Origin of the sequence: Curtobacterium sp. ODYSSEY 48 V2, assembly GCF_023712625.1 — a bacterium.
Classification (GTDB): Bacteria; Actinomycetota; Actinomycetes; order Actinomycetales; family Microbacteriaceae; genus Curtobacterium.
In genome coordinates, this window is the sequence record NZ_JAMAXX010000009.1 from 15,213 (window position 1) to 34,013 (window position 18,801).

An 18,801-nucleotide genomic window follows, 5' to 3' on the forward strand; every position below is an offset into this window, starting at 1 on the left:
GCGGCCCACCCCGGCAGGGGTGGGCCGCTTCGTCAGGTCAGGGAGATGGGCGGAGGCTCAGACCACCCGGAGACGGACCAGCGAACCGTCCACGACGAGGTCGCGCACCGTGACGGACGGGTCGGCCGTCGCGAACCGGAGCGCGCCTCCCGGCTGGTCGAACCAGGGCTGCACGAACGTGACCGTGACCATGAAGGGCCGGTCGACGACGTAGCGGTGCACCTCGGGTGCCGCCGCGACGTGCGGCGGCAGTGACCGCTGGGGGAGCGGGGTGTCGAGTGGGTGCAGCAGGTAGCCGTCGGGGCCGCCGACGCGGTCGACGGGGACGCCGGCCGGGATCTGGATGGTGAGCCCCTGCGGACCGGCCTGGCCGACCTGCTGCGCGAGCTGCGGGTACGTCGACGCAGCACGGTCACGCAGCCCGTCGACCTCGTGCCGGGGGATGTCCCGCGGTGCCGGGAAGGCGCGGTTCAGGAAGCGGCGGAGCATCTCGACGGCGTCGTCCTCACCACGCGCGGTGGCGAGTCGGCGAGCGGTGCCGTAGTCGACGACCTCGAGCGCGAAGTCGCCGTGCGCCTCGGCCGGGACGACCCGGAGTGCACCCTCGACCGGGGGCTCGCCGAGCGTCTCACCGGGGAGCTGCACGTAGCGGATCGTGTAGCCGAGCTGGTCCAGGATGGGGCGGGTCTCCGCGAACGTCATGGGCGCGAGCCTACCGGCCGCTTCCATGCCGTTCGCCGAGACACCGCCGTCCCCCCGGTGGGTCGACGTCTCACACGCCGCCGCGCATGATCGCCTGCTTGACCTCGGAGATCGCCTTGGTCACCTGGATGCCGCGCGGGCAGGCGTCGGTGCAGTTGAAGGTGGTGCGGCACCGCCACACGCCCTCCTTGTCGTTGAGGATGTCGAGGCGCACGTTCGCCGAGTCGTCGCGCGAGTCGAAGATGAAGCGGTGTGCGTTGACGATCGCCGCCGGGCCGAAGTACTGCCCGTCGGTCCAGAACACGGGGCACGACGAGGTGCACGCGGCGCAGAGGATACACTTCGTGGTGTCGTCGAACCGGGCGCGGTCGGCGACGGACTGCACGCGCTCCTTGCCCTTCTCCGGCTTGCTCGAGGCCTGCAGGAACGGCTGGACCTCGCGGTAGGACTGGAAGAACGGCTCCATGTCCACGACCAGGTCCTTCTCGAGGGGCAGGCCCTTGATCGCCTCGACGTAGATCGGCTTCGACACGTCGAGGTCCTTGATCAGGGTCTTGCACGCGAGCCGGTTGCGCCCGTTGATGCGCATCGCGTCCGAGCCGCACACGCCGTGCGCGCAGGACCGACGGAACGTGAGCGAGCCGTCCTGCTCCCACTTGATCTGGTGCAGGGCGTCGAGGATGCGGTCCGTCGGCAGCATCATCACGTCGAAGTCCTGCCAGCGCGGCTCGTCGTCGACGTCCGGGTCGAACCGGCGGACGATGATCGTGACGGGGAACGATCCGGGAGGAGCGCTCTGCACGGTGTCGGTGCGCGGGCTGTCGGAGACCAGGGTGTCGGTCATCAGTACTTCCTCTCCATCGGCTCGTACCGCGTCACGACGACGGGCTTCCAGTCGAGTGTGATGTGGTCGTCGGCGAGTGACGAGTGCGGGTCGCCCGTCAGGTACGCCATGGTGTGCTGCATGTAGTTCTCGTCGTCGCGCTTCGGGTAGTCGTCGCGCATGTGGCCGCCGCGGCTCTCCTTGCGGTTCCGCGCGGAGAACACGACCACCTCGGCCAGGTCGAGCAGGAACCCGAGTTCGACGGCTTCGAGCAGGTCGGTGTTGAAGCGCTTGCCCTTGTCCTGCACGGCGATGTTCAGGTACCGCTCGCGGAGCTGGTGGATCGTCTCGGTCATCTTGCCGAGCGACTCGTCGGTGCGGAACACCTGCGCGTTCTTGTCCATCTCGTCCTGCAGCTCCTTGCGGAGGACGGCGATGCGCTCGGTCCCGGTCGAGGCGCGGAGCTGATCGAGCATCCCGCGGACGCCGGCGGCCGGGTCCTCGGGCAGGGGGAGGAACTCGGCGGTCTGCACCCACTCGGCCGCGTTGTTGCCCGAGCGCTTGCCGAAGACGTTGATGTCGAGCAGCGAGTTGGTGCCGAGGCGGTTCGAGCCGTGCACGGACACGCAGGCGCACTCGCCGGCGGCGTACAGGCCGGGCACGACCGTGGTGTTGTCGTAGAGCACCTCGGCGTTGGTGTTCGTCGGGATGCCGCCCATCGCGTAGTGCGCGGTCGGCATGACCGGTACCGGCTCGACGACCGGGTCGACACCGAGGTAGGTGCGGGCGAACTCGGTGATGTCCGGCAGCTTCGTCTCGAGCACCTCGGCACCGAGGTGGGTGCAGTCGAGGAGGACGTAGTCCTTGTTCGGACCGGCACCGCGCCCCTCGGCGACCTCCTGCACCATGCACCGGGCGACGATGTCGCGGGGCGCGAGGTCCTTGATGGTCGGGGCGTACCGCTCCATGAAGCGCTCGCCCGAGGCGTTGCGGAGGATCGCGCCCTCGCCGCGGGCACCCTCGGTGAGCAGGATGCCGAGGCCGGCGAGGCCGGTCGGGTGGAACTGGAAGAACTCCATGTCCTCGAGCGGCAGACCCTGGCGCCAGACGATGCCGACGCCGTCACCGGTCAGGGTGTGGGCGTTCGAGGTCGTCTTGTACATCTTGCCGAAGCCGCCGGTCGCGAAGATCACGGCCTTGGCGTGGAAGACGTGCAGTTCACCGGTCGCGAGCTCGAACGCGACGACGCCGGCAGGCTGCTGACGGGTGACCCCGTCGTCGCCGACGACGTCGACCATGACGAGGTCCAGCGCGTAGAACTCGTTGTGGAACTCGACGCCGAGCTTCACGCAGTTCTGGAACAGCGTCTGCAGGATCATGTGGCCCGTGCGGTCGGCCGCGTAGCAGGCCCGGCGGACGGGGGCCTTGCCGTGGTCACGCGTGTGCCCGCCGAAGCGCCGCTGGTCGATCTTGCCCTCGGGCGTGCGGTTGAACGGCAGGCCCATGTTCTCGAGGTCGATGACGGCGTCGATCGCCTCCTTCGCCAGGATCTCGGCGGCGTCCTGGTCGACCAGGTAGTCACCGCCCTTGATCGTGTCGAAGGTGTGCCACTCCCACGAGTCCTCCTCGACGTTGGCCAGGGCCGCAGCCATGCCGCCCTGGGCCGCACCGGTGTGCGAGCGCGTCGGGTAGAGCTTCGAGATGACGGCCGTCTTCGCCTTCGGGCCGGCTTCGATGGCGGCACGCATGCCGGCACCGCCCGCGCCGATGATGACGATGTCGTGCTGGTGGTGGTGGACGGTGGTCTCGCTCACTGGGGCCTTTCGGGGTGGGTCAGCGCGCCGGCGGGGTGGTCGCGGCGTTCGCGTGGGTCTACGGCGCGGTGCTCGTGGCCGAGCCGTGCTGCTACTGCGCGGGGCAGAACGACGGCAGGTCGGCAGCGGCGGCGCCGGCCGGGCACGGGTCGAACGTCCAGCAGACGAGCAGGCCGAGCACGACCAGCGCGACGCACGCGATGAGCACCGCGAGCAGCAGGGTCTTCCGGATGCCGGGCTTCGCGACGTAGTCGTTGATGATCGTCCGCATGCCGTTCGAGCCGTGCACGAGGGCGAGGACGAGCATCAGGGAGTCCCAGACCTGCCAGAAGGGGTTCGCCCACTTGCCGGCGACGAAGGCGAAGTCGATCTGCTTGACGCCTTCGCCGGCGACCATGTTGACGAAGAGGTGGCCGAAGATCAGCACGACGAGCAGGACGCCCGAGGCGCGCATGTAGATCCACCCCCACTTCTCCCAGTTGGTGGTGCGGCGGGCTGCTGCGGCCGAACGAGGCGGCGCGACGATCTGCGTGGTCATGTCCGTGGGTCCCTTCGCCTACTGGAAGTCCGCGACGAGGTTCATGAGCTGACGGGGCAGGAAGCCCGCGATCAGGACGGCCCACACGACCAGGACGATCCAGAACATGGCGCGCTGGTACTTCGGCCCCTTCGACCAGAAGTCGACCAGGATGATCCGCAGCCCGTTCAGCGCGTGGAAGACGATCGCCATCACGAGCGCGATCTCACCGATGTTCATGATCGGCGTCTTGTAGGTGCCGATCACGGCGTTGTACGCCTCGGGGGACAGGCGCACCAGCGCGGTGTCGAGGATGTGCACGAGCAGGAAGAAGTAGATCGCGACACCGGTGATGCGGTGCAGCACCCAGGACCACATCCCCGTGGACCCGCGGTACAGCGTTCCTTCGAGCTTCCGGGACGCACGGGGCGCCTCGATCGTCACTCTCGGTTCGACGATCGTCGTCCCGCCTGCGGTCTGCTCGGCCATGAGCGAGTCCTCCCATAGGACGGGCTCGTCCGATCGGCGAGCCCTTGCCGTTCGTGTTCGTGTGGAACACGTCCCATCCTATGCGCGTGCGCTGACACTCTCGTCCCACCCGACACGGAGGGTCCGGGACAGGGTCGGCGGGGCACCGATCGTGCGGGCGGTGTCGTGGTGTGCGAGGAGTTGGTCGCCGACGGCCTCCCATGTGGTGCCCTCGACCCGGAGACGCCCGGCCGAGCCCATCCGTGCGGCCGCCGCCGGGTCCGTCACGAGCCCGAGCACGGCGTGACGGAGTGCCTGGGGCACGTCCGGGTCGTACAGCTCGCCGTCGAGGCCGGGCGCGACGAGGTCGATCGGGCCGCCCGACGCCGGCGCGACGACCGGCAGGCCGCTCGCGTGGGCCTCCTGCAGGGTCTGCCCGAAGGTCTCGGCCGGACCCGTGTGCACGAAGACGTCGAGCAGCGCGTAGGCGTCGGCCAGGGCGTCGCCGCGCAGGGGTCCCGTGAAGGTGACGTCGAGGTGTCGCAGCCGACGCTCGAGGTACGGCCGCGACGGACCGCCGCCGGCGACCACGATCCGGACCCCCGGCACACCGCCGAGCTCCGCGAGCCGGTCGACCTCCTTCTCGGGTGCGAGCCGACCGACGTAGCCGACGATCGTCTCGCCGTCGGGAGCGATCCGACGTCGGGCTGCGCGGACCGCCGCCGAACGGCGTCGGTCCGGGTGGAACAGGTCGGTGTCGACACCGCGGCCCCAGCGGGCGACGCGGGGCACGCCGTCCTCGGCGAGCATCGCCGCGGTCGCACTGGACGGGGCGAGCGTCAGCGACGCCCCCGCGTGGATGCGGCCCAGGATCCTCCTGACCAACGGGACGGTCGCGGTCAGCCCGTTGCGGCGGGCGAACCCGGCCACGTCGGTCTGGAAGACGGCGACGGAGGGGATGCCGAGCCTCCCGGCCGCCGTGATCGCGCGACCGCCCAGCAGGAACGGGCTCGCCGCGTGCAGCACGTCGGCGCCGGAGGCGGCGAGGATCGTGTCGAGCACGGGGTGGGGGAGCGCGACCGGGAACTGCCGGTATGCCACGGCGGGCACCCGGTGCACGTCGAATGACCGGTAGCGCTCGACCCGGGTCCCCGAGCGGAACCGAGCGAGACCGGGGGTGTCCGGGGCGATCACCACCGCGCGGTGGCCGCGGCGCTCCAGGTGGTCGAGGACCGCCAGGACGCTGGTGGTGACGCCGTTCAGGGTGGGCAGGAAGCTCTCGGTCACGACGGCGACGGTCCGCTGGGACGTGCCGCGCTCCACGCTGCGTGCGCTCATGGTGCTGTCCATGGTCCGCGCGCGCCGTGACCGGCCGGGGCGGTGCGGGTGAACGGGCGGCGCGCAGCCGGTGAACTCGCGCTGCGCTGCGAGCCGGTCGGGAGGCGCGGGGCACGGTGGTCCCGTCGGCTGCGGCCCGTCCCGGTGCGAGCGGCCGCTGCGGGCACCCGCAGGAGCGGTGCGGCGGTCGTCCGGGTGGCGTCCAGGTCACGTCCGGCGACACCGGTACGGTGAGCGGGTGGCAGACGCACTCGAGGACTTCTACGCGATCATCCCGGCCGGCGGCATCGGTTCCCGCCTCTGGCCGCTCTCGCGCGCCGACGCGCCCAAGTTCCTGCACGACCTGACCGGCTCCGGCGCGTCGCTCCTGCGGCAGACCTGGGACCGGCTCGCGCCGCTCGCCGGCGAGCAGCGGATCATGGTCGTGACCGGGCGGGCGCACCGAGCAGCCGTCGAGGCACAGCTGCCCGGCGTGGCCGACCACAACGTCGTGCTCGAGAGCGAGCCGAAGGACTCGACCGCGGCCATCGGGCTCGCCGCCGCCATCCTGCGCCGCCGTGAGCCGGACGTGGTCATCGGCTCGTTCGCGGCGGACCACGTCATCGGTGACGCCCGGGGCTTCCGCCGCTCGGTGCGCGAAGCCGTCGCCGCCGCACGCGCCGGGTACGTGACGACCATCGGCATCACCCCGACCGAGCCGGCGATCGGCTTCGGCTACATCCACGCCGACGGCGCCGCGCTCCCGGTCGAGGGTGCGTCGACGGTGCACGCGGTGAAGTCGTTCGTCGAGAAGCCCGACCTCGACACCGCCCGCGGCTACCTGGAGGACGGCTCGTACCTCTGGAACGCTGGCATGTTCATCGCGCGGGCCGACGTGCTGCTCGCCGAGATCGGTCGCACGAAGCCCGAGCTGCTCGCCGGCATCGAGGAGCTCGCCGCGGCGTGGGACACCTCCTCGCGCGGCGCGGTCGTCGACGCGATCTGGCCGGGGCTCGAGAAGATCGCCATCGACTACACCGTGGCCGAGCCTGCCGCCGCCGCGGGGCGCATGGCCGTCGTGCCCGGCGACTTCGACTGGGACGACGTCGGCGACTTCGCCTCGCTCGCGAAGCTGCAGTCCGGCGGGCGGGCGAACAACCTCGCCGTGCTCGGCGACGGCGCGCGGATCCTCGCCGACTCGTCGAGCGGCATCGTCGTGGCGCACAGCCAGCGGCTCATCTCGCTCATCGGGGTCGAGGACATCGTCGTCGTCGACACCCCGGACGCGCTGCTCGTCACCACGAGCGCGAACGCGCAGCGGGTCAAGGGTGTGGTGGACGCACTGAAGCTGAGCGGTCGGGGGGACGTGCTCTGACGGTCCGCCGACCTGGTGTACGGTGATGTTCCGGTCGCGGGGGCCGGGCTGACTCGGGGGAGTGCTGATGGGGGACATCCAGTTCGAGACTTCGGACGCGAGTGCGCTCGCACGTGTCGCGCGACGAGCCGCTGACACGTTGCGAGGGCAGGCCGGTCCGCGGTCGGGCGCCGTCGCATCCGCGCTCGACGACGCTGCTGGCTCGTACGCCGACCGGTTCCGTGAGGCGGCCGTGGTCGAGGCCGAGGACCGGGCACGACTGGCGGGCGTGCTGGTCGACCTCGCCGACCAGATCGACGCCGCGGTCGCTGCTGCGGAGCGCGAACGGGAGCGCCAGCGTGACCACGCCGACTGGAAGGCGCGTGACGCCGACCGGAAACGGGCGGCGTCCGTGGCCGAGGCCTTCGCCGGTCCGCAGGACGATCGGTCGTCGACGCACTGGAGCGCTTCACCGATCCCGAGCCGGCGACCGAACCCGAGCCGAGGCCGGAGGTCGACGCCGAGTTCCGCGGTCGGGAGCGTGCGCGCTACGGCGACGGAGCGAGCCGTGGCAGGAGTTCTGCCGATCCGAGCGCGCTCCGGGCCTTCGTGACGACGACCTCGGGACCGGACACGACCGCGTCGGCCGAGTCCGAGCGCGTGCGATCGGCGTGGTCCTCCTTCCGGTCCTCCTGCGCCTGGGTCACGGTCGACCGCGCGAGCATGCCGGCGGGTTTCGCGCGCTACGTGCGCGAGAACGACGAGGATCGGAGCTGGATCGGCAGGATCGCCGACGCCTTCGAGGCCGCCGGCGGCAGTGGGTCGCTGTCGAACGCGGCTCTCGACATCGCGGCGACCGGACAGGCGGCGCCTGCCCTCCAACGGCTGTTCGCGGAGCACCTGACGCCGACGGAGGTCGCGGAGCGCTGGGCTGCGCTCGGGCTGACGACGGCCGACGCCAGCGTGTTCGACGGTTTCCCGACGGACGTGCTCGCGCGACTCGGGAACCTCGAGGGTGTCCCGTACTGGGCGCGGAGTACGGCGAACGCCCTCGTGCTGAACCAGCGACTGGTCGACGTGGAGCGCCAGATCGAGCAGCTGGAGCGGACGGTCGCATCGGCGGGTGACGGCTCACGGGTGTTGGCGCGGGAACTGACGGCGCGGTACGCGGACCGCAAGGCCCTCCGGAACGTCAATGCTGCGTTGACGAAGAAGGGCTCCGACGGCAAGCGCTTCCTCATCGCACTCACCGACGATCGACCGCCGCTCGCTGCCGTCTCGATCGGCGATCTGGACCGTGCGAAGTCAGCGACCTGGGCTGTCCCTGGTATGGACACCACGACAGCGGACATGACGACGTGGGCGAGGGCCGCTCAGAACATCGCCGATGAGCAAACGGACGTTGCGGACACCACAGACGTCGCAGACCCTTCGGATCGAGCAGTCGTCGCTTGGGTCGGCTACACCACCCCGGGACCACAGGATGTGCTCCTCATGGCCAAGGCGAAGGAGGGCGGCAAGCGTCTCGCAGATTCGATCCGCGGGTTCTCAGCCGTCCGCGGAACTGATGACGTGCAGACGAACGTCGTGGCGCACTCCTACGGCACGACCGCGGGCGCTGTGGCTCTGGCCGAGCGGGGTGTCCACGTTGATCGGTTCGTCGCACTGGGTTCTGCCGGGCTGCCCGATGGTCTCGACGATGCGCAGCAGCTGCACGCAGACCAGGTCTTCGCGGCTCAGGCGAAGGACGGCCCCACCGGCGAGTCCGGACAGGGTGACGAATGGGCGACGTTCGGCCGGGAGAAGAGCCTCGCCCATCGCGTCGACCCGACCGCGCAGGGTTTCGGAGCGACCGTGTTCGGCGCCGACGGCGGGACTGGGAGCGAGGGGCAGACCCTTGCGTCGGTCCTGCATCACGCCCCGGTGTTCAAGGACCACCGAGGTTACCTGGACCGTGGTACCGAGTCACTGCACAACGTGGCACTCGCCACCACAGGTCAGGACGAGTTGCTGACCGGGGCGCGAGATCGATGACCCGGTCCGACGAAGGAGGAGGCACATGAACGCACGACACCGTGCTCGTCGCGCACTCGCGGCGACGGCGGCGCTACTGGCAGTCGTCGTCGTGACCGCCGGATGTGCCGGGCAGCAGCATGATGCAACCCGACCGACTGAGAGGACGTCCTCCGTGGACGCAGACACTGCGAAGCGAAACATGATCGACATCGTCGATCAGACAACGGCCGCGCTCGGCGGCGAATGGGAGACGCGGACGTCTCCCGATTACGTCGAGAGCTGCCAGCTGTCGAGCGACGAGGAAGGAGCTCGGTGGGTGTACCGAGTTGCTCGAGCAGAGTCCGCCGACGTCGAGGCGGACGCTGCTGCTGCCTCCGATGTCTGGAGGTCCGCCGGTCTGACCGTGGACCGACTCGCTGACTCCAAGGGGCCGGCGGTGGTCGCTCGCGGCGGCGATCGCGTCGAGATGATCCGTTTCTTCGCTTTCCCCGGCAACTACAGCATCCAAGCGCTCTCGATGTGCTTCGCTGGCGACGCAGACGAGATCGAGGAGCAGCAGGCCGACGAATGACCCGCGATCCCGGGTTCGTGGTGTCCTGGCCGTGCCGGATCAGCGCGCGCGACCTCGCAAGCCTCATCGTCGTCCTCGCGCTCGCGGGACTGAGCACCGGGTGTGCGTCCCGAGCGGTCGAGACGAGGACGGCCAGCGCAACGGATCCGATCGTGGACGCAGTGACCGCGAAGCAACAGATGATCGCCGCTGTGGACGACGCCACCGAGCTCCTCGGCGGAGTGTGGACGGCGCGGACCGGACCGGACGCAGCGGAGCGGTGCTCGTTGCCGGACGGGGAGCGCGGAGCACACTGGCGGTACCTGACGGGGAGCGCGATCGAGGGGCGGCCGGAGGAAGACGGCTCGGCGATGGCCGACCACTGGCGTGCGCAGGGCAAGCGCGTGACCGCGCGGGACACGAGCACCGGGCCGGTGGTCTTCGGTGGGGGAGGCGGGGACATCGCGTCCATCAGCTTCTACGCGGTCTCCGGCAACTACACCGTCCAGGCCGTCTCGCTGTGCTTCCCCGGCGACGCCGACCGCATGGCCGAGGACGACGCCGACGAGGTCGAGTGAGCCTCCGAGGACGAGACGCCGGAGCGTCTCGAGAGGAGACGAATGTCTGCCGAGCTGACCATGCGGCGCCTGACGAGCGTTGCCCTCACACCCCTCGCATTGCTGATCGTCATCAGCGGTTGCACGCAACACCCTCCGGTCGGCGAGACGCTGTCCGACGATGGAAGGACGGCCCAGGTGGACCCCGAGACTGCTCAGCGGAAGATGACCGAGCTCGTCGACAGGACCGCTGCGGCGCTCGGGGGCGAATGGGTCACCACGCAGGGTCCGGACTACGTCGACAGCTGCACGCTCCCCGACGGTGGACAAGGAGCCAACTGGGTCTACCTGACCACCAGGACGGACGGAGGGGGCAATCCGGACGACGATGCTGCGGCGGTCACGAAGACCTGGCAGTCCGCGGGCATGACCGTCGGACGAGTCGCGGATCCTGACGGCCCGGTCGTCGTCGGACGGGGTGGAGCCTCGACCGCGCTGATCGATCTGTACGCGTTCCCGGGCAAGTACACGCTGGAGGCCGAATCGCTCTGCTTCGCGGGGAGTGCCGACGAGATCGAAGAGGAGCAGAGCAGCGGGTCCTGATCCGCTCCGTCGAAGGAGGATGCGCATGCACGCAGGACGGCCCGCGCGTCGTCTGACCACGACCACGGGTCGAGGAGCAGCAGGCCGACGGGTGACGCACGGAGCATCGTTCACGGCGGTCTCCGTTCGCCGGAGCAGCGAGCGGATCGTCGCGAGCTCCGCCGTCGTCTTCGCGCTCGCGGGTCTGCTGCGCGGCTGTGTCCCCAGCGCGACCGACACAGCGACGGACCGACGAACGGAGTCCTACCCGGATGCAGCGACCGCGAAACAGCAGATGATCGACGCCGTGGACGATGCAACCCGACTCCTCGGCGGGCACTGGAAGGCGCGAGCCGGACCTGACCACCCCGAGGACTGCGTCCTGTCCGACGGCGAGCAGGGTGCGCAGTGGCGGTACCTCTCGGGGAGCACGCTGGCGGGTGACCCGTCCGAGGACGGCGCCCGGATTGCGGAGCACTGGCGTGGGCAGGGGCTGCGGGTCATCGTCCGTGATTCAGACGACGGACCGGCGGTGCTCGGGCGCGGCGGTGAACAGATCGCTTCGATCAGTGCGTACGCCTACCCCGGCAACTCCACGGTCCAGGCAGTGTCCCTGTGCTTCCCCGGCGACGCCGACCGCATCGCGGAGCAGCAGGCCGACGAGTGATGCGCGACCGTCGACTGGTGCTTCCGTGCACGATCGACGGCGGGCCCCGCCTGCTGTAGCGCTCCACCACGAAATCCCCGGATCGTCCCCCGGCGCGGGCCCCCGGGGGACGTGGGCGTTACGGGCGCGTTTCGGCGGGGTCGCGATCCCGTAACTGATCCCAGGAGTCCCTCAGGGGCGTTCTGTACCGGCCCGACGGTCGTGTACTGTCGCCACGATCGCCCGGAACGCACGTGGTCCGGGCACCGCCCCCCGGAGGAACCAACCCGTGACATCTCGTACCCGCAAGGTCCTGCTCAGCGGCCTCGCGCTCGCCGGCACCATGGCCGTCCTGGCCGGCTGCTCGGCTGCCCCGTCCGACACCACCTCGGCGAAGAAGACCGACTTCCGCCCCTGCATGGTCTCCGACGCCGGTGGCTTCGACGACAAGTCCTTCAACCAGCTCGGCTTCGACGGCATGGTCGACGCGGCGAAGGAGCTCGGCGCCGACTACAACAAGGCCGAGTCCAAGGACGCCACGGTCTACGACTCGAACATCGAGCAGCTCGTCAACCAGAACTGCAACATGATCATCACGGTCGGCTTCAACCTCGCAGACGCCACGAAGAAGCAGGCAGCTGCGAACCCCGACACCGAGTTCGCGATCATCGACGACAACTCGATCGACGCGAAGAACGTCAAGCCGATCACGTTCGACACCTCGCAGGCCGCCTTCCTGGCCGGCTACGCGGCGGCGTCCTACTCGAAGACCGGCGTCGTCGGCACCTTCGGCGGCATGCAGATCCCGACCGTCACCATCTTCATGGACGGTTTCGCGGACGGCGTGAAGTACTACAACGAGCAGAAGAAGAAGGACGTCAAGGTCGTCGGCTGGAACGTCGAGACCGGCAAGGGCTCCTTCACCGGTGGCTTCGAGGCGGGCACGCAGGCCAAGTCGGTCGCGCAGACCCTGCTCGACCAGGACGCCGACGTGATCCTGCCCGTCGGTGGCCCGATCTACCAGTCGGCCGCCGAGGCGATCAAGGACGCGAACAACGGTTCGGTCCTGATCGGCGCGGACAGCGACCTCTACGAGGCCGACCCCCGCTACAAGGACATCGCCTTCACCTCGGTGATGAAGGGCATGCGCCCGGCGGTCAAGGACGTCGTCGAGCAGGCGGCGGACGACAAGTTCTCGAAGGAGCCGTACGTCGGCACCCTGAAGAACGACGGCGTCGGCATCGCGCCGTTCCACGACTACGAGTCCAAGGTGGACTCGGGTCTGCAGGACGAGCTCGACAAGATCAAGTCGGGCATCATCGACGGCTCGATCACGGTCGAGACGCAGTCGGACAAGTAGTCGGGTGAACGCGGGCGGGGGATCGATCCTCCGCCCGCGTTTCCGCGCGTCCACCGATGGGTGACGCGCTGACCAACAGGAACGCAGTAGACAACATGAAGCTCGAGCTCCGCGGAATCACCAAGCGGTTCGGCCCCCTGGTCGCGAACGACCACATCTCCCTCACGGTCGAACCCGGTGAGGTGCACTGCCTCCTGGGCGAGAACGGTGCGGGCAAGTCCACCCTGATGAACGTGCTCTACGGCCTGTACCAGGCGGACGAGGGCGAGATCCTCCTGGACGACGTCGTCCAGGACTTCGACGGCCCCGGCGACGCCATGCGCTCCGGCATCGGCATGGTGCACCAGCACTTCATGCTCGTGCCGGTGTTCACCGTCGCCGAGAACGTCATGCTCGGTCAGGAGCAGACGACCTTCGGTGGTCGCCTCGACCTCGCCGGGGCCCGCAAGCGCGTCCGCGAGATCAGCGACCGCTTCGGCTTCGACGTCGACCCCGACGCCCGCATCGAGGACCTGCCCGTCGGCGTGCAGCAGCGCGTCGAGATCATCAAGGCGCTGTCCCGCGACGCGAAGGTCCTCGTCTTCGACGAGCCGACGGCGGTCCTGACGCCGCAGGAGACCGACGAGCTGATGGGCATCATGCGCCAGCTCCGCGAGGCCGGCACCGCGATCGTCTTCATCACGCACAAGCTGCGCGAGGTGCGCGAGGTCGCCGACCGGATCACGGTGATCCGCCTCGGCAAGGTCGTCGGCGAGGCCTCGCCGACCGCGACGAACAACGAGCTCGCTGCGCTCATGGTCGGCCGGGCCGTCTCGCTCGTCGTCGACAAGACGCCCGCGTCCGGCGGCGAGGACGCGCTCGTGGTCGAGGGCGTGACCGTCACCGACCCGTCGGGCGTCGTGCTCGTCGACGACGTCTCGTTCACCGTCCGCCGCGGCGAGGTCCTCGCCATCGCCGGCGTGCAGGGCAACGGGCAGACCGAGCTGACCGAGGCGATCATCGGCCTCGAGCCCGTGCACGCGGGTCGCATCACGCTCGACGGCAAGGAGCTCACCGGTCGCACGGTGAAGCAGGTCCTCGACGCGGGGGTGGGCTTCGTGCCCGAGGACCGCAAGGAGGACGGCCTGGTCGGGGAGTTCACGATCGCCGAGAACCTCATGCTCGACCGCGCCGACCACGACGAGTTCGTGCGGGCCGGCACGATCCGCGCCGCCGAGCGCGACGCGTTCGCCGACGAGAAGATCGCGGAGTTCGACATCCGCACGCCGTCCCGCACCACGGCGGCCGGTCGGCTGTCGGGCGGCAACCAGCAGAAGATCGTCCTCGCCCGCGAACTGAGCCGCGAGCTGCGGCTGTTCGTGGCCGCGCAGCCCACGCGCGGCATCGACGTCGGCTCGATCGAGTTCGTGCACAAGCGCATCGTCGCCACCCGCGACACCGGCGTCCCGGTCATCGTCGTCTCCACGGAGCTCGACGAGGTCGTGGCGCTCGCCGACCGGATCGCGGTCATGTACCGCGGCGGCATCGTCGGCATCGTCCCCGCGGACACCCCGCGCGACGTCCTCGGCCTCATGATGGCCGGGGAGATCCCAGAAGGAACGGAGCTGGCAGCGTGAGCACCCCCACGCCAGACAACACGCAGCCGGCGACCCCGGCCGAGGCACCCACCGACGACCGCATGCAGGACGTCGAGGGCACCACACACCTCATGACGGACTCGGCGGACGACACCGAGCGTCGGGCTGCCGGCGGTGACCGCTGGAGCACGGCGCTGCAGAGCATCGTCAACGGCTCCGTGCTCGTGACCGTCCTCGCCGTCGTCCTCGCCCTCGTCGCCTGCGGCATCCTGATCGCCGTCACCGACGAGAACGTCCGCGCGGCAGCCGGGTACTTCTTCGCCCGCCCCACCGACACCTTCCAGGCCGTCGGCACCGCGGTCGGTGGCGCGTACCGGTCGCTCTTCCAGGGCTCGGTCGTGAACTTCGGCGCGAGCTCCTTCGCGCAGGCCATCGCGCCGATCACGCGCTCGGTCGACTACGCCGTACCACTGATCGCCGCGGGCCTCGGCATCGCGCTGTCCTTCCGGGCCGGCCTCTTCAACATCGGCGGCCAGGGTCAGATCCTCATCGGTGCCGCCGCCGCCGGCTGGGTCGGCTTCTCGTTCGACGGCCCCGCCGCGATCCACATCCCGCTCACCGTCGTCGCCGGCATCGTCGGCGGTGCGGTCTGGGGTGGCCTGGTCGGGATCCTCAAGGCCCGCACCGGTGCCAACGAGGTCGTCCTGACGATCATGCTCAACTACGTCGCGCTCTACCTCGTCAGCTACCTGCTCCGCACGCCGGGGCTGCTGCAGGCGCCGGGCAGCTCGAACCCGATCTCGCCCGCCACGAAGGAGAGCGCGGTCTTCCCGGCGCTGTTCGGTCCCCGGTACGGCATCGACCTCGGCTTCGTCGTCGCGCTCATCGCCGTGGTCGTGGTGTGGTGGCTCGTCAACAAGTCGTCGCTCGGCTTCCGCTTCCGCACGATCGGTGAGAACCCGCGCGCCGCCCGCGTCGCCGGCATGAGCGTCCCCGCGCTCACCATCTGGGTGATGGTCATCTCCGGTGCGCTCGTCGGCATCGCCGGCGCCTACCAGGTGCAGGGCGCCGTGACCTCGGGCTTCACCTCGGGCATCGACGCCGGCATCGGCTTCGACGCGATCACGGTCGCCCTCCTCGGCCGTTCGAAGCCGTGGGGCGTGTTCTGGGCCGCGATCCTGTTCGGCGTCCTCAAGAACGGCGGCTACGCCATGCAGGCCGCGAACGACATCCCGATCGACATCGTCGGCGTGATCCAGGCGCTCATCGTCCTGTTCATCGCCGCACCGCCGCTCGTCCGCGCGATCTTCCGCATCCCGCAGCCGGGTGCGCGTCGTCGCGGTCGTGCCGCGAAGAACTCCCGGAAGGCGGTCGCCGCATGAGCACCACCACCACCGCGGCGCCCGCACCGGCGCTGTCCGACCGCCCGATCGAGACGACCCGGAGCTGGAAGGCCCCGATCGGCTTCGGCGTCTTCACCCTGCTCGCGCTGCTGTTCTTCGGCGTGCTCCACCGTGCCGGCGACACCACGTTCCGGCTCGCGAACGGCGGTGACTTCTTCGCGCTGCCGAACGTGCCGCTCCCCGCGACCGGTACCGGCATCGTCGTCATCGTCCTGCTGGCGCTCGCCACCGTGTACGCCGTCGTCGAGGTCCGCGCGAACCGCCGGATCCCGCTCTGGCTGACCGCGGTCTTCGCGGTCGTCTTCGTCGTCGGCTTCCTCGCCTGGTCGGCCGCCGGGGACACCATCCCCGTGCCGGGCCTGCTCCTGGGCGCCCTGGGCCTCAGCGTCCCGCTCGTGTTCGGTGCCCTCGGCGGCGTCATCTCGGAGCGTGTCGGCGTCGTGAACATCGCCATCGAGGGCCAGTTCCTCGCCGGTGCGTTCACCTCGGCGATGATCGCCTCGTTGACCGGGTCCGCGTGGGTCGGCCTCGTCGGTGCGCTCGTCGCCGGCGTGCTCGTCTCGTTCCTCCTGGCGGCGTTCAGCATCAAGTACCTGGTCGACCAGGTCATCGTCGGTGTCGTCATCAACGCGTTCATCTCGGGCCTGACGGGCTTCCTCTACTCGCAGGTGCTCTCGCCGAACGAGCAGACGCTCAACATCGGCGTGCGCTTCCCGAAGCTCGAGATCCCGGTCCTGCACCAGATCCCGGTCATCGGCCCGGTGTTCTTCGAGCAGACGGTCGTCGTCTACCTCGCCTACGTCGCGGTCGCGGTCGTCACCTTCGCGCTGTTCAAGACCCGCTGGGGCCTGCGCCTCCGCGCGGTCGGCGAGCACCCGCAGGCCGCGGACACGGTGGGCATCAACGTCGCGCGGACGCGCTTCTGGAACGTCTCGCTCGCCGGCGCGATCGCCGGTCTCGGCGGCGCGTACTTCACGCTCGACGCGGTCGGCCCGTTCACGAAGGACATGACCGCGGGCGCGGGCTACATCGCCCTGGCCGCCGTCATCTTCGGTCGCTGGGACCCGATCCGCGCGACGCTCGCGGCGCTGCTGTTCGGCTTCGCGTCGAACCTGCAGAACATCCTCGGCGCGATCGACTCGCCGGTGCCGAGCGAGTTCCTGCTCATGCTGCCCTACGTGGTCACGATCTTCGCGGTCGCCGGCCTGGTCGGGCAGTCGCGCGGACCGGCGGCCGCCGGCAAGCCGTACACCAAGAGCTGACGGCCTGGAGGCGCGGCACATGACCGACACGAACCCTTCCGGTGACCAGGAGGTCACCACCGGCCCCGCGACCGGCGAGCCGTCCTGGACGGACCCGGCCACGAGCCTCCCGTCCGACCCTGACACCGTGATCGACGCGAGCGTCGACGTCGACTGGAGCGCCCTGCGGGACGCTGCGACCGCCGCGATGCGGCGGGCCTACGCGCCGTACTCGTCGTTCCCGGTCGGCGCTGCTGCGCTCACCGACGACGGACGGATCGTCTCGGGCTGCAACATCGAGAACGCGTCGTACGGGGTCACCCTGTGCGCCGAGTGCTCGCTCGTCTCGCAGCTGCACATGACCGGCGGCGGCAAGCTCGTCGCGTTCACCTGCGTGGACGGCGACGGTGCGACGCTCATGCCGTGCGGCCGGTGCCGGCAGCTGCTGTTCGAGCACTCGACCGAGGGCATGCTCCTCGAGACGGTCTCGGGCATCCGCACGATCGACCAGGTGCTCCCCGACGCGTTCGGGCCCCGCACCCTCGCGACCTACCAGCAGGAGCACTGACATGGCAGTCGAGCCCTTCGACACCGTCGACCTCATCCGCACCAAGCGCTCCGGCGAGGCCCTGGCCACCGCCGAGATCGACTGGCTCGTCGACGCGTACACGCGCGGGTACGTCGAGGACCCGCAGATGGCGGCCCTGGCGATGGCGATCTTCCTCAACGGCATGGAACGGCGGGAGATCAAGGACCTGACGCTCGCGATGATCGCGTCGGGGGAGCGGATGTCGTTCGACGCCCTCGGCAAGACCACGGTGGACAAGCACTCCACCGGAGGCGTCGGGGACAAGATCACGCTGCCGCTCGCGCCGCTCGTCGCGTCGTTCGGGGTGGCGGTGCCGCAGCTCTCCGGCCGCGGACTCGGCCACACCGGTGGCACGCTCGACAAGCTCGAGTCGATCGCCGGATGGCAGGCGTCGATCTCGAACGACCGCATGATGGAGGTGCTCCGCGACGTCGGGGCGGTCATCTGCGCGGCCGGCTCGGGACTGGCACCGGCGGACAAGAAGCTCTACGCGCTCCGTGACATCACCGGCACCGTCGAGTGCATCCCGCTCATCGCGTCGAGCATCATGTCGAAGAAGATCGCCGAGGGCACGGGTGCGCTCGTGCTCGACGTCAAGTTCGGCTCCGGTGCGTTCATGCCGACGTACGAGGCGTCGAAGGAGCTCGCGCAGACGATGGTCGACCTCGGCAACGACGCGGGCGTGGCGACCTCGGCGCTGCTCACCGACATGGAGGTCCCGCTCGGCCTGACGATCGGGAACGCGCTCGAGGTCCGGGAGTCGGTCGAGGTCCTCGCCGGCGGCGGCCCGTCCGACGTGGTCTCGCTGACGGTCGAGCTCGCGTCGGAGATGCTGCGGCTCGCCGGGCTGCCGGACGCCGATCCGGCGGCAGCGCTGGCCGACGGTCGGGCGATGGACACGTGGCGCCGGATGATCGAGGCTCAGGGCGGCGACCCCGCTGCGGACCTGCCGGTCGCCCGCGAGCGACACGTGGTCACGGCGACGGAGTCGGGTGTGCTCGTCCAGCAGGACGCCCTGCCGTTCGGCATCGCCGCGTGGCGTCTCGGCGCCGGCCGGGCCCGCGCGCAGGACCCGGTGCAGGCGGGAGCCGGCATCGAGCTGCACGTCAAGCCCGGCGACACCGTCACCGCGGGCCAGCCGCTCTGGACGCTCCACACCGACGAGCCGGCGCGCTTCGACCGCGCGCTGGAGTCGCTCGAGGGTGCGTGGGCGATCGGGTCGTCCGCGCCCGAGCGCGGCCCCATCGTGCGGGAGCGCATCACCGGCTGAGCGCCGCGGCCGCCA

The 18,801-nt window shown here is 70.2% G+C and carries 19 protein-coding genes; 12 read left to right on the forward strand and 7 right to left on the reverse strand.

Annotation, left to right across the window (positions count from 1 at the left end; genetic code table 11):
* Nucleotides 1-57: 57 nt before the first annotated feature.
* From M3666_RS13885 to M3666_RS13910, 6 genes are all read right to left on the reverse strand, one after another.
* On the reverse strand, nt 58-702 hold the full coding sequence (locus M3666_RS13885; RefSeq protein WP_251155527.1) for a glycohydrolase toxin TNT-related protein: 645 nt from the start codon (nt 700-702) through the stop codon (nt 58-60).
* A gap of 70 nt (nt 703-772) precedes the next feature.
* Nucleotides 773-1,546 (reverse strand): succinate dehydrogenase iron-sulfur subunit, encoded by a 774-nt coding sequence (locus M3666_RS13890; RefSeq protein ID WP_066655113.1) that lies wholly within the window; start codon nt 1,544-1,546, stop codon nt 773-775.
* A complete protein-coding gene (sdhA, locus tag M3666_RS13895; protein ID WP_066655109.1) occupies nt 1,546-3,339 on the reverse strand; it encodes a succinate dehydrogenase flavoprotein subunit in 1,794 nt (597 codons plus the stop codon). The genes M3666_RS13890 and sdhA overlap by 1 nt, the downstream gene beginning before the upstream one ends.
* Nucleotides 3,340-3,430: 91 nt before the next feature.
* On the reverse strand, nt 3,431-3,877 hold the full coding sequence (sdhD, locus tag M3666_RS13900; protein ID WP_251155528.1) for a succinate dehydrogenase, hydrophobic membrane anchor protein: 447 nt from the start codon (nt 3,875-3,877) through the stop codon (nt 3,431-3,433).
* Nucleotides 3,878-3,895: 18 nt separating this feature from the next.
* Nucleotides 3,896-4,345 carry a succinate dehydrogenase, cytochrome b556 subunit gene (gene sdhC, locus M3666_RS13905; RefSeq protein ID WP_209685124.1) on the reverse strand — a complete coding sequence of 150 codons (450 nt, stop codon included), beginning with the start codon at nt 4,343-4,345 and terminating at the stop codon, nt 3,896-3,898.
* Between the two features lie 78 nt (nt 4,346-4,423).
* On the reverse strand, nt 4,424-5,662 hold the full coding sequence (locus tag M3666_RS13910) for a glycosyltransferase family 1 protein (protein WP_251155529.1): 1,239 nt from the start codon (nt 5,660-5,662) through the stop codon (nt 4,424-4,426).
* Nucleotides 5,663-5,900: 238 nt separating this feature from the next.
* On the opposite strand from M3666_RS13910, the gene M3666_RS13915 reads away from it, so the two are divergent.
* Nucleotides 5,901-7,016 (forward strand): mannose-1-phosphate guanylyltransferase, encoded by a 1,116-nt coding sequence (locus tag M3666_RS13915; RefSeq protein WP_066655104.1) that lies wholly within the window; start codon nt 5,901-5,903, stop codon nt 7,014-7,016.
* 527 nt (nt 7,017-7,543) lie between these two features.
* Here the strand turns inward: M3666_RS13915 and M3666_RS13920 are convergent.
* On the reverse strand, nt 7,544-7,702 hold the full coding sequence (locus tag M3666_RS13920; protein ID WP_209685128.1) for a hypothetical protein: 159 nt from the start codon (nt 7,700-7,702) through the stop codon (nt 7,544-7,546).
* 40 nt (nt 7,703-7,742) lie between these two features.
* Between M3666_RS13920 and M3666_RS13925 the strand changes: the two genes are divergently transcribed.
* The 11 genes from M3666_RS13925 (at nt 7,743) to M3666_RS13975 (ending at nt 18,786) form a co-directional block, all read left to right on the forward strand.
* Nucleotides 7,743-9,029 carry an alpha/beta hydrolase gene (locus M3666_RS13925; RefSeq protein WP_251155530.1) on the forward strand — a complete coding sequence of 429 codons (1,287 nt, stop codon included), beginning with the start codon at nt 7,743-7,745 and terminating at the stop codon, nt 9,027-9,029.
* A 181-nt stretch (nt 9,030-9,210) separates the two neighbouring features.
* Nucleotides 9,211-9,582, forward strand: coding sequence for a hypothetical protein (locus M3666_RS13930; RefSeq protein WP_066655099.1), 372 nt, complete (start codon nt 9,211-9,213; stop codon nt 9,580-9,582).
* A 161-nt stretch (nt 9,583-9,743) separates the two neighbouring features.
* On the forward strand, nt 9,744-10,139 hold the full coding sequence (locus M3666_RS13935; protein WP_209685131.1) for a hypothetical protein: 396 nt from the start codon (nt 9,744-9,746) through the stop codon (nt 10,137-10,139).
* 60 nt (nt 10,140-10,199) lie between these two features.
* Entirely contained in the window at nt 10,200-10,721 is a 522-nt protein-coding gene (locus tag M3666_RS13940) for a hypothetical protein (RefSeq protein WP_144411331.1), read from the forward strand.
* Between the two features lie 286 nt (nt 10,722-11,007).
* The gene (locus M3666_RS13945) at nt 11,008-11,367 is read left to right on the forward strand and encodes a hypothetical protein (protein ID WP_251155531.1); all 360 of its coding nucleotides are present in this window, start codon (nt 11,008-11,010) and stop codon (nt 11,365-11,367) included.
* Between the two features lie 268 nt (nt 11,368-11,635).
* Nucleotides 11,636-12,706: a BMP family protein gene (locus M3666_RS13950; protein ID WP_066655092.1), complete on the forward strand. Its 1,071-nt coding sequence runs from the start codon at nt 11,636-11,638 to the stop codon at nt 12,704-12,706.
* A 95-nt stretch (nt 12,707-12,801) separates the two neighbouring features.
* Nucleotides 12,802-14,322 carry an ABC transporter ATP-binding protein gene (locus tag M3666_RS13955; RefSeq protein WP_066655091.1) on the forward strand — a complete coding sequence of 507 codons (1,521 nt, stop codon included), beginning with the start codon at nt 12,802-12,804 and terminating at the stop codon, nt 14,320-14,322.
* A complete protein-coding gene (locus M3666_RS13960; protein ID WP_235426344.1) occupies nt 14,319-15,665 on the forward strand; it encodes an ABC transporter permease in 1,347 nt (448 codons plus the stop codon). Before M3666_RS13955 ends, M3666_RS13960 begins: the two co-directional genes overlap by 4 nt.
* Nucleotides 15,662-16,948: an ABC transporter permease gene (locus M3666_RS13965; RefSeq protein ID WP_066655089.1), complete on the forward strand. Its 1,287-nt coding sequence runs from the start codon at nt 15,662-15,664 to the stop codon at nt 16,946-16,948. The genes M3666_RS13960 and M3666_RS13965 overlap by 4 nt, the downstream gene beginning before the upstream one ends.
* 127 nt (nt 16,949-17,075) lie before the next feature.
* Nucleotides 17,076-17,495, forward strand: coding sequence for a cytidine deaminase (locus M3666_RS13970; RefSeq protein ID WP_066658412.1), 420 nt, complete (start codon nt 17,076-17,078; stop codon nt 17,493-17,495).
* A 1-nt stretch (nt 17,496) separates the two neighbouring features.
* Nucleotides 17,497-18,786 (forward strand): thymidine phosphorylase, encoded by a 1,290-nt coding sequence (locus M3666_RS13975; RefSeq protein WP_066655087.1) that lies wholly within the window; start codon nt 17,497-17,499, stop codon nt 18,784-18,786.
* The last annotated feature ends 15 nt before the right edge of the window (nt 18,787-18,801 follow it).

Excerpts from the sequence above, each read along its gene's own strand:
- M3666_RS13885 (WP_251155527.1), bottom strand. The coding sequence starts at position 702 with ATGACGTTCGCGGAGACCCGCCCCATCCTGGACCAGCTCGGCTACACG.
- M3666_RS13890 (WP_066655113.1), bottom strand. The coding sequence starts at position 1,546 with ATGACCGACACCCTGGTCTCCGACAGCCCGCGCACCGACACCGTGCAG.
- sdhD (WP_251155528.1), bottom strand. The coding sequence starts at position 3,877 with ATGACCACGCAGATCGTCGCGCCGCCTCGTTCGGCCGCAGCAGCCCGC.
- sdhC (WP_209685124.1), bottom strand. The coding sequence starts at position 4,345 with ATGGCCGAGCAGACCGCAGGCGGGACGACGATCGTCGAACCGAGAGTG.
- M3666_RS13910 (WP_251155529.1), bottom strand. The coding sequence starts at position 5,662 with ATGAGCGCACGCAGCGTGGAGCGCGGCACGTCCCAGCGGACCGTCGCC.
- M3666_RS13930 (WP_066655099.1), top strand. The coding sequence starts at position 9,211 with ATGATCGACATCGTCGATCAGACAACGGCCGCGCTCGGCGGCGAATGG.
- M3666_RS13940 (WP_144411331.1), top strand. The coding sequence starts at position 10,200 with ATGCGGCGCCTGACGAGCGTTGCCCTCACACCCCTCGCATTGCTGATC.
- M3666_RS13955 (WP_066655091.1), top strand. The coding sequence starts at position 12,802 with ATGAAGCTCGAGCTCCGCGGAATCACCAAGCGGTTCGGCCCCCTGGTC.
- M3666_RS13965 (WP_066655089.1), top strand. The coding sequence starts at position 15,662 with ATGAGCACCACCACCACCGCGGCGCCCGCACCGGCGCTGTCCGACCGC.
- M3666_RS13975 (WP_066655087.1), top strand. The coding sequence starts at position 17,497 with ATGGCAGTCGAGCCCTTCGACACCGTCGACCTCATCCGCACCAAGCGC.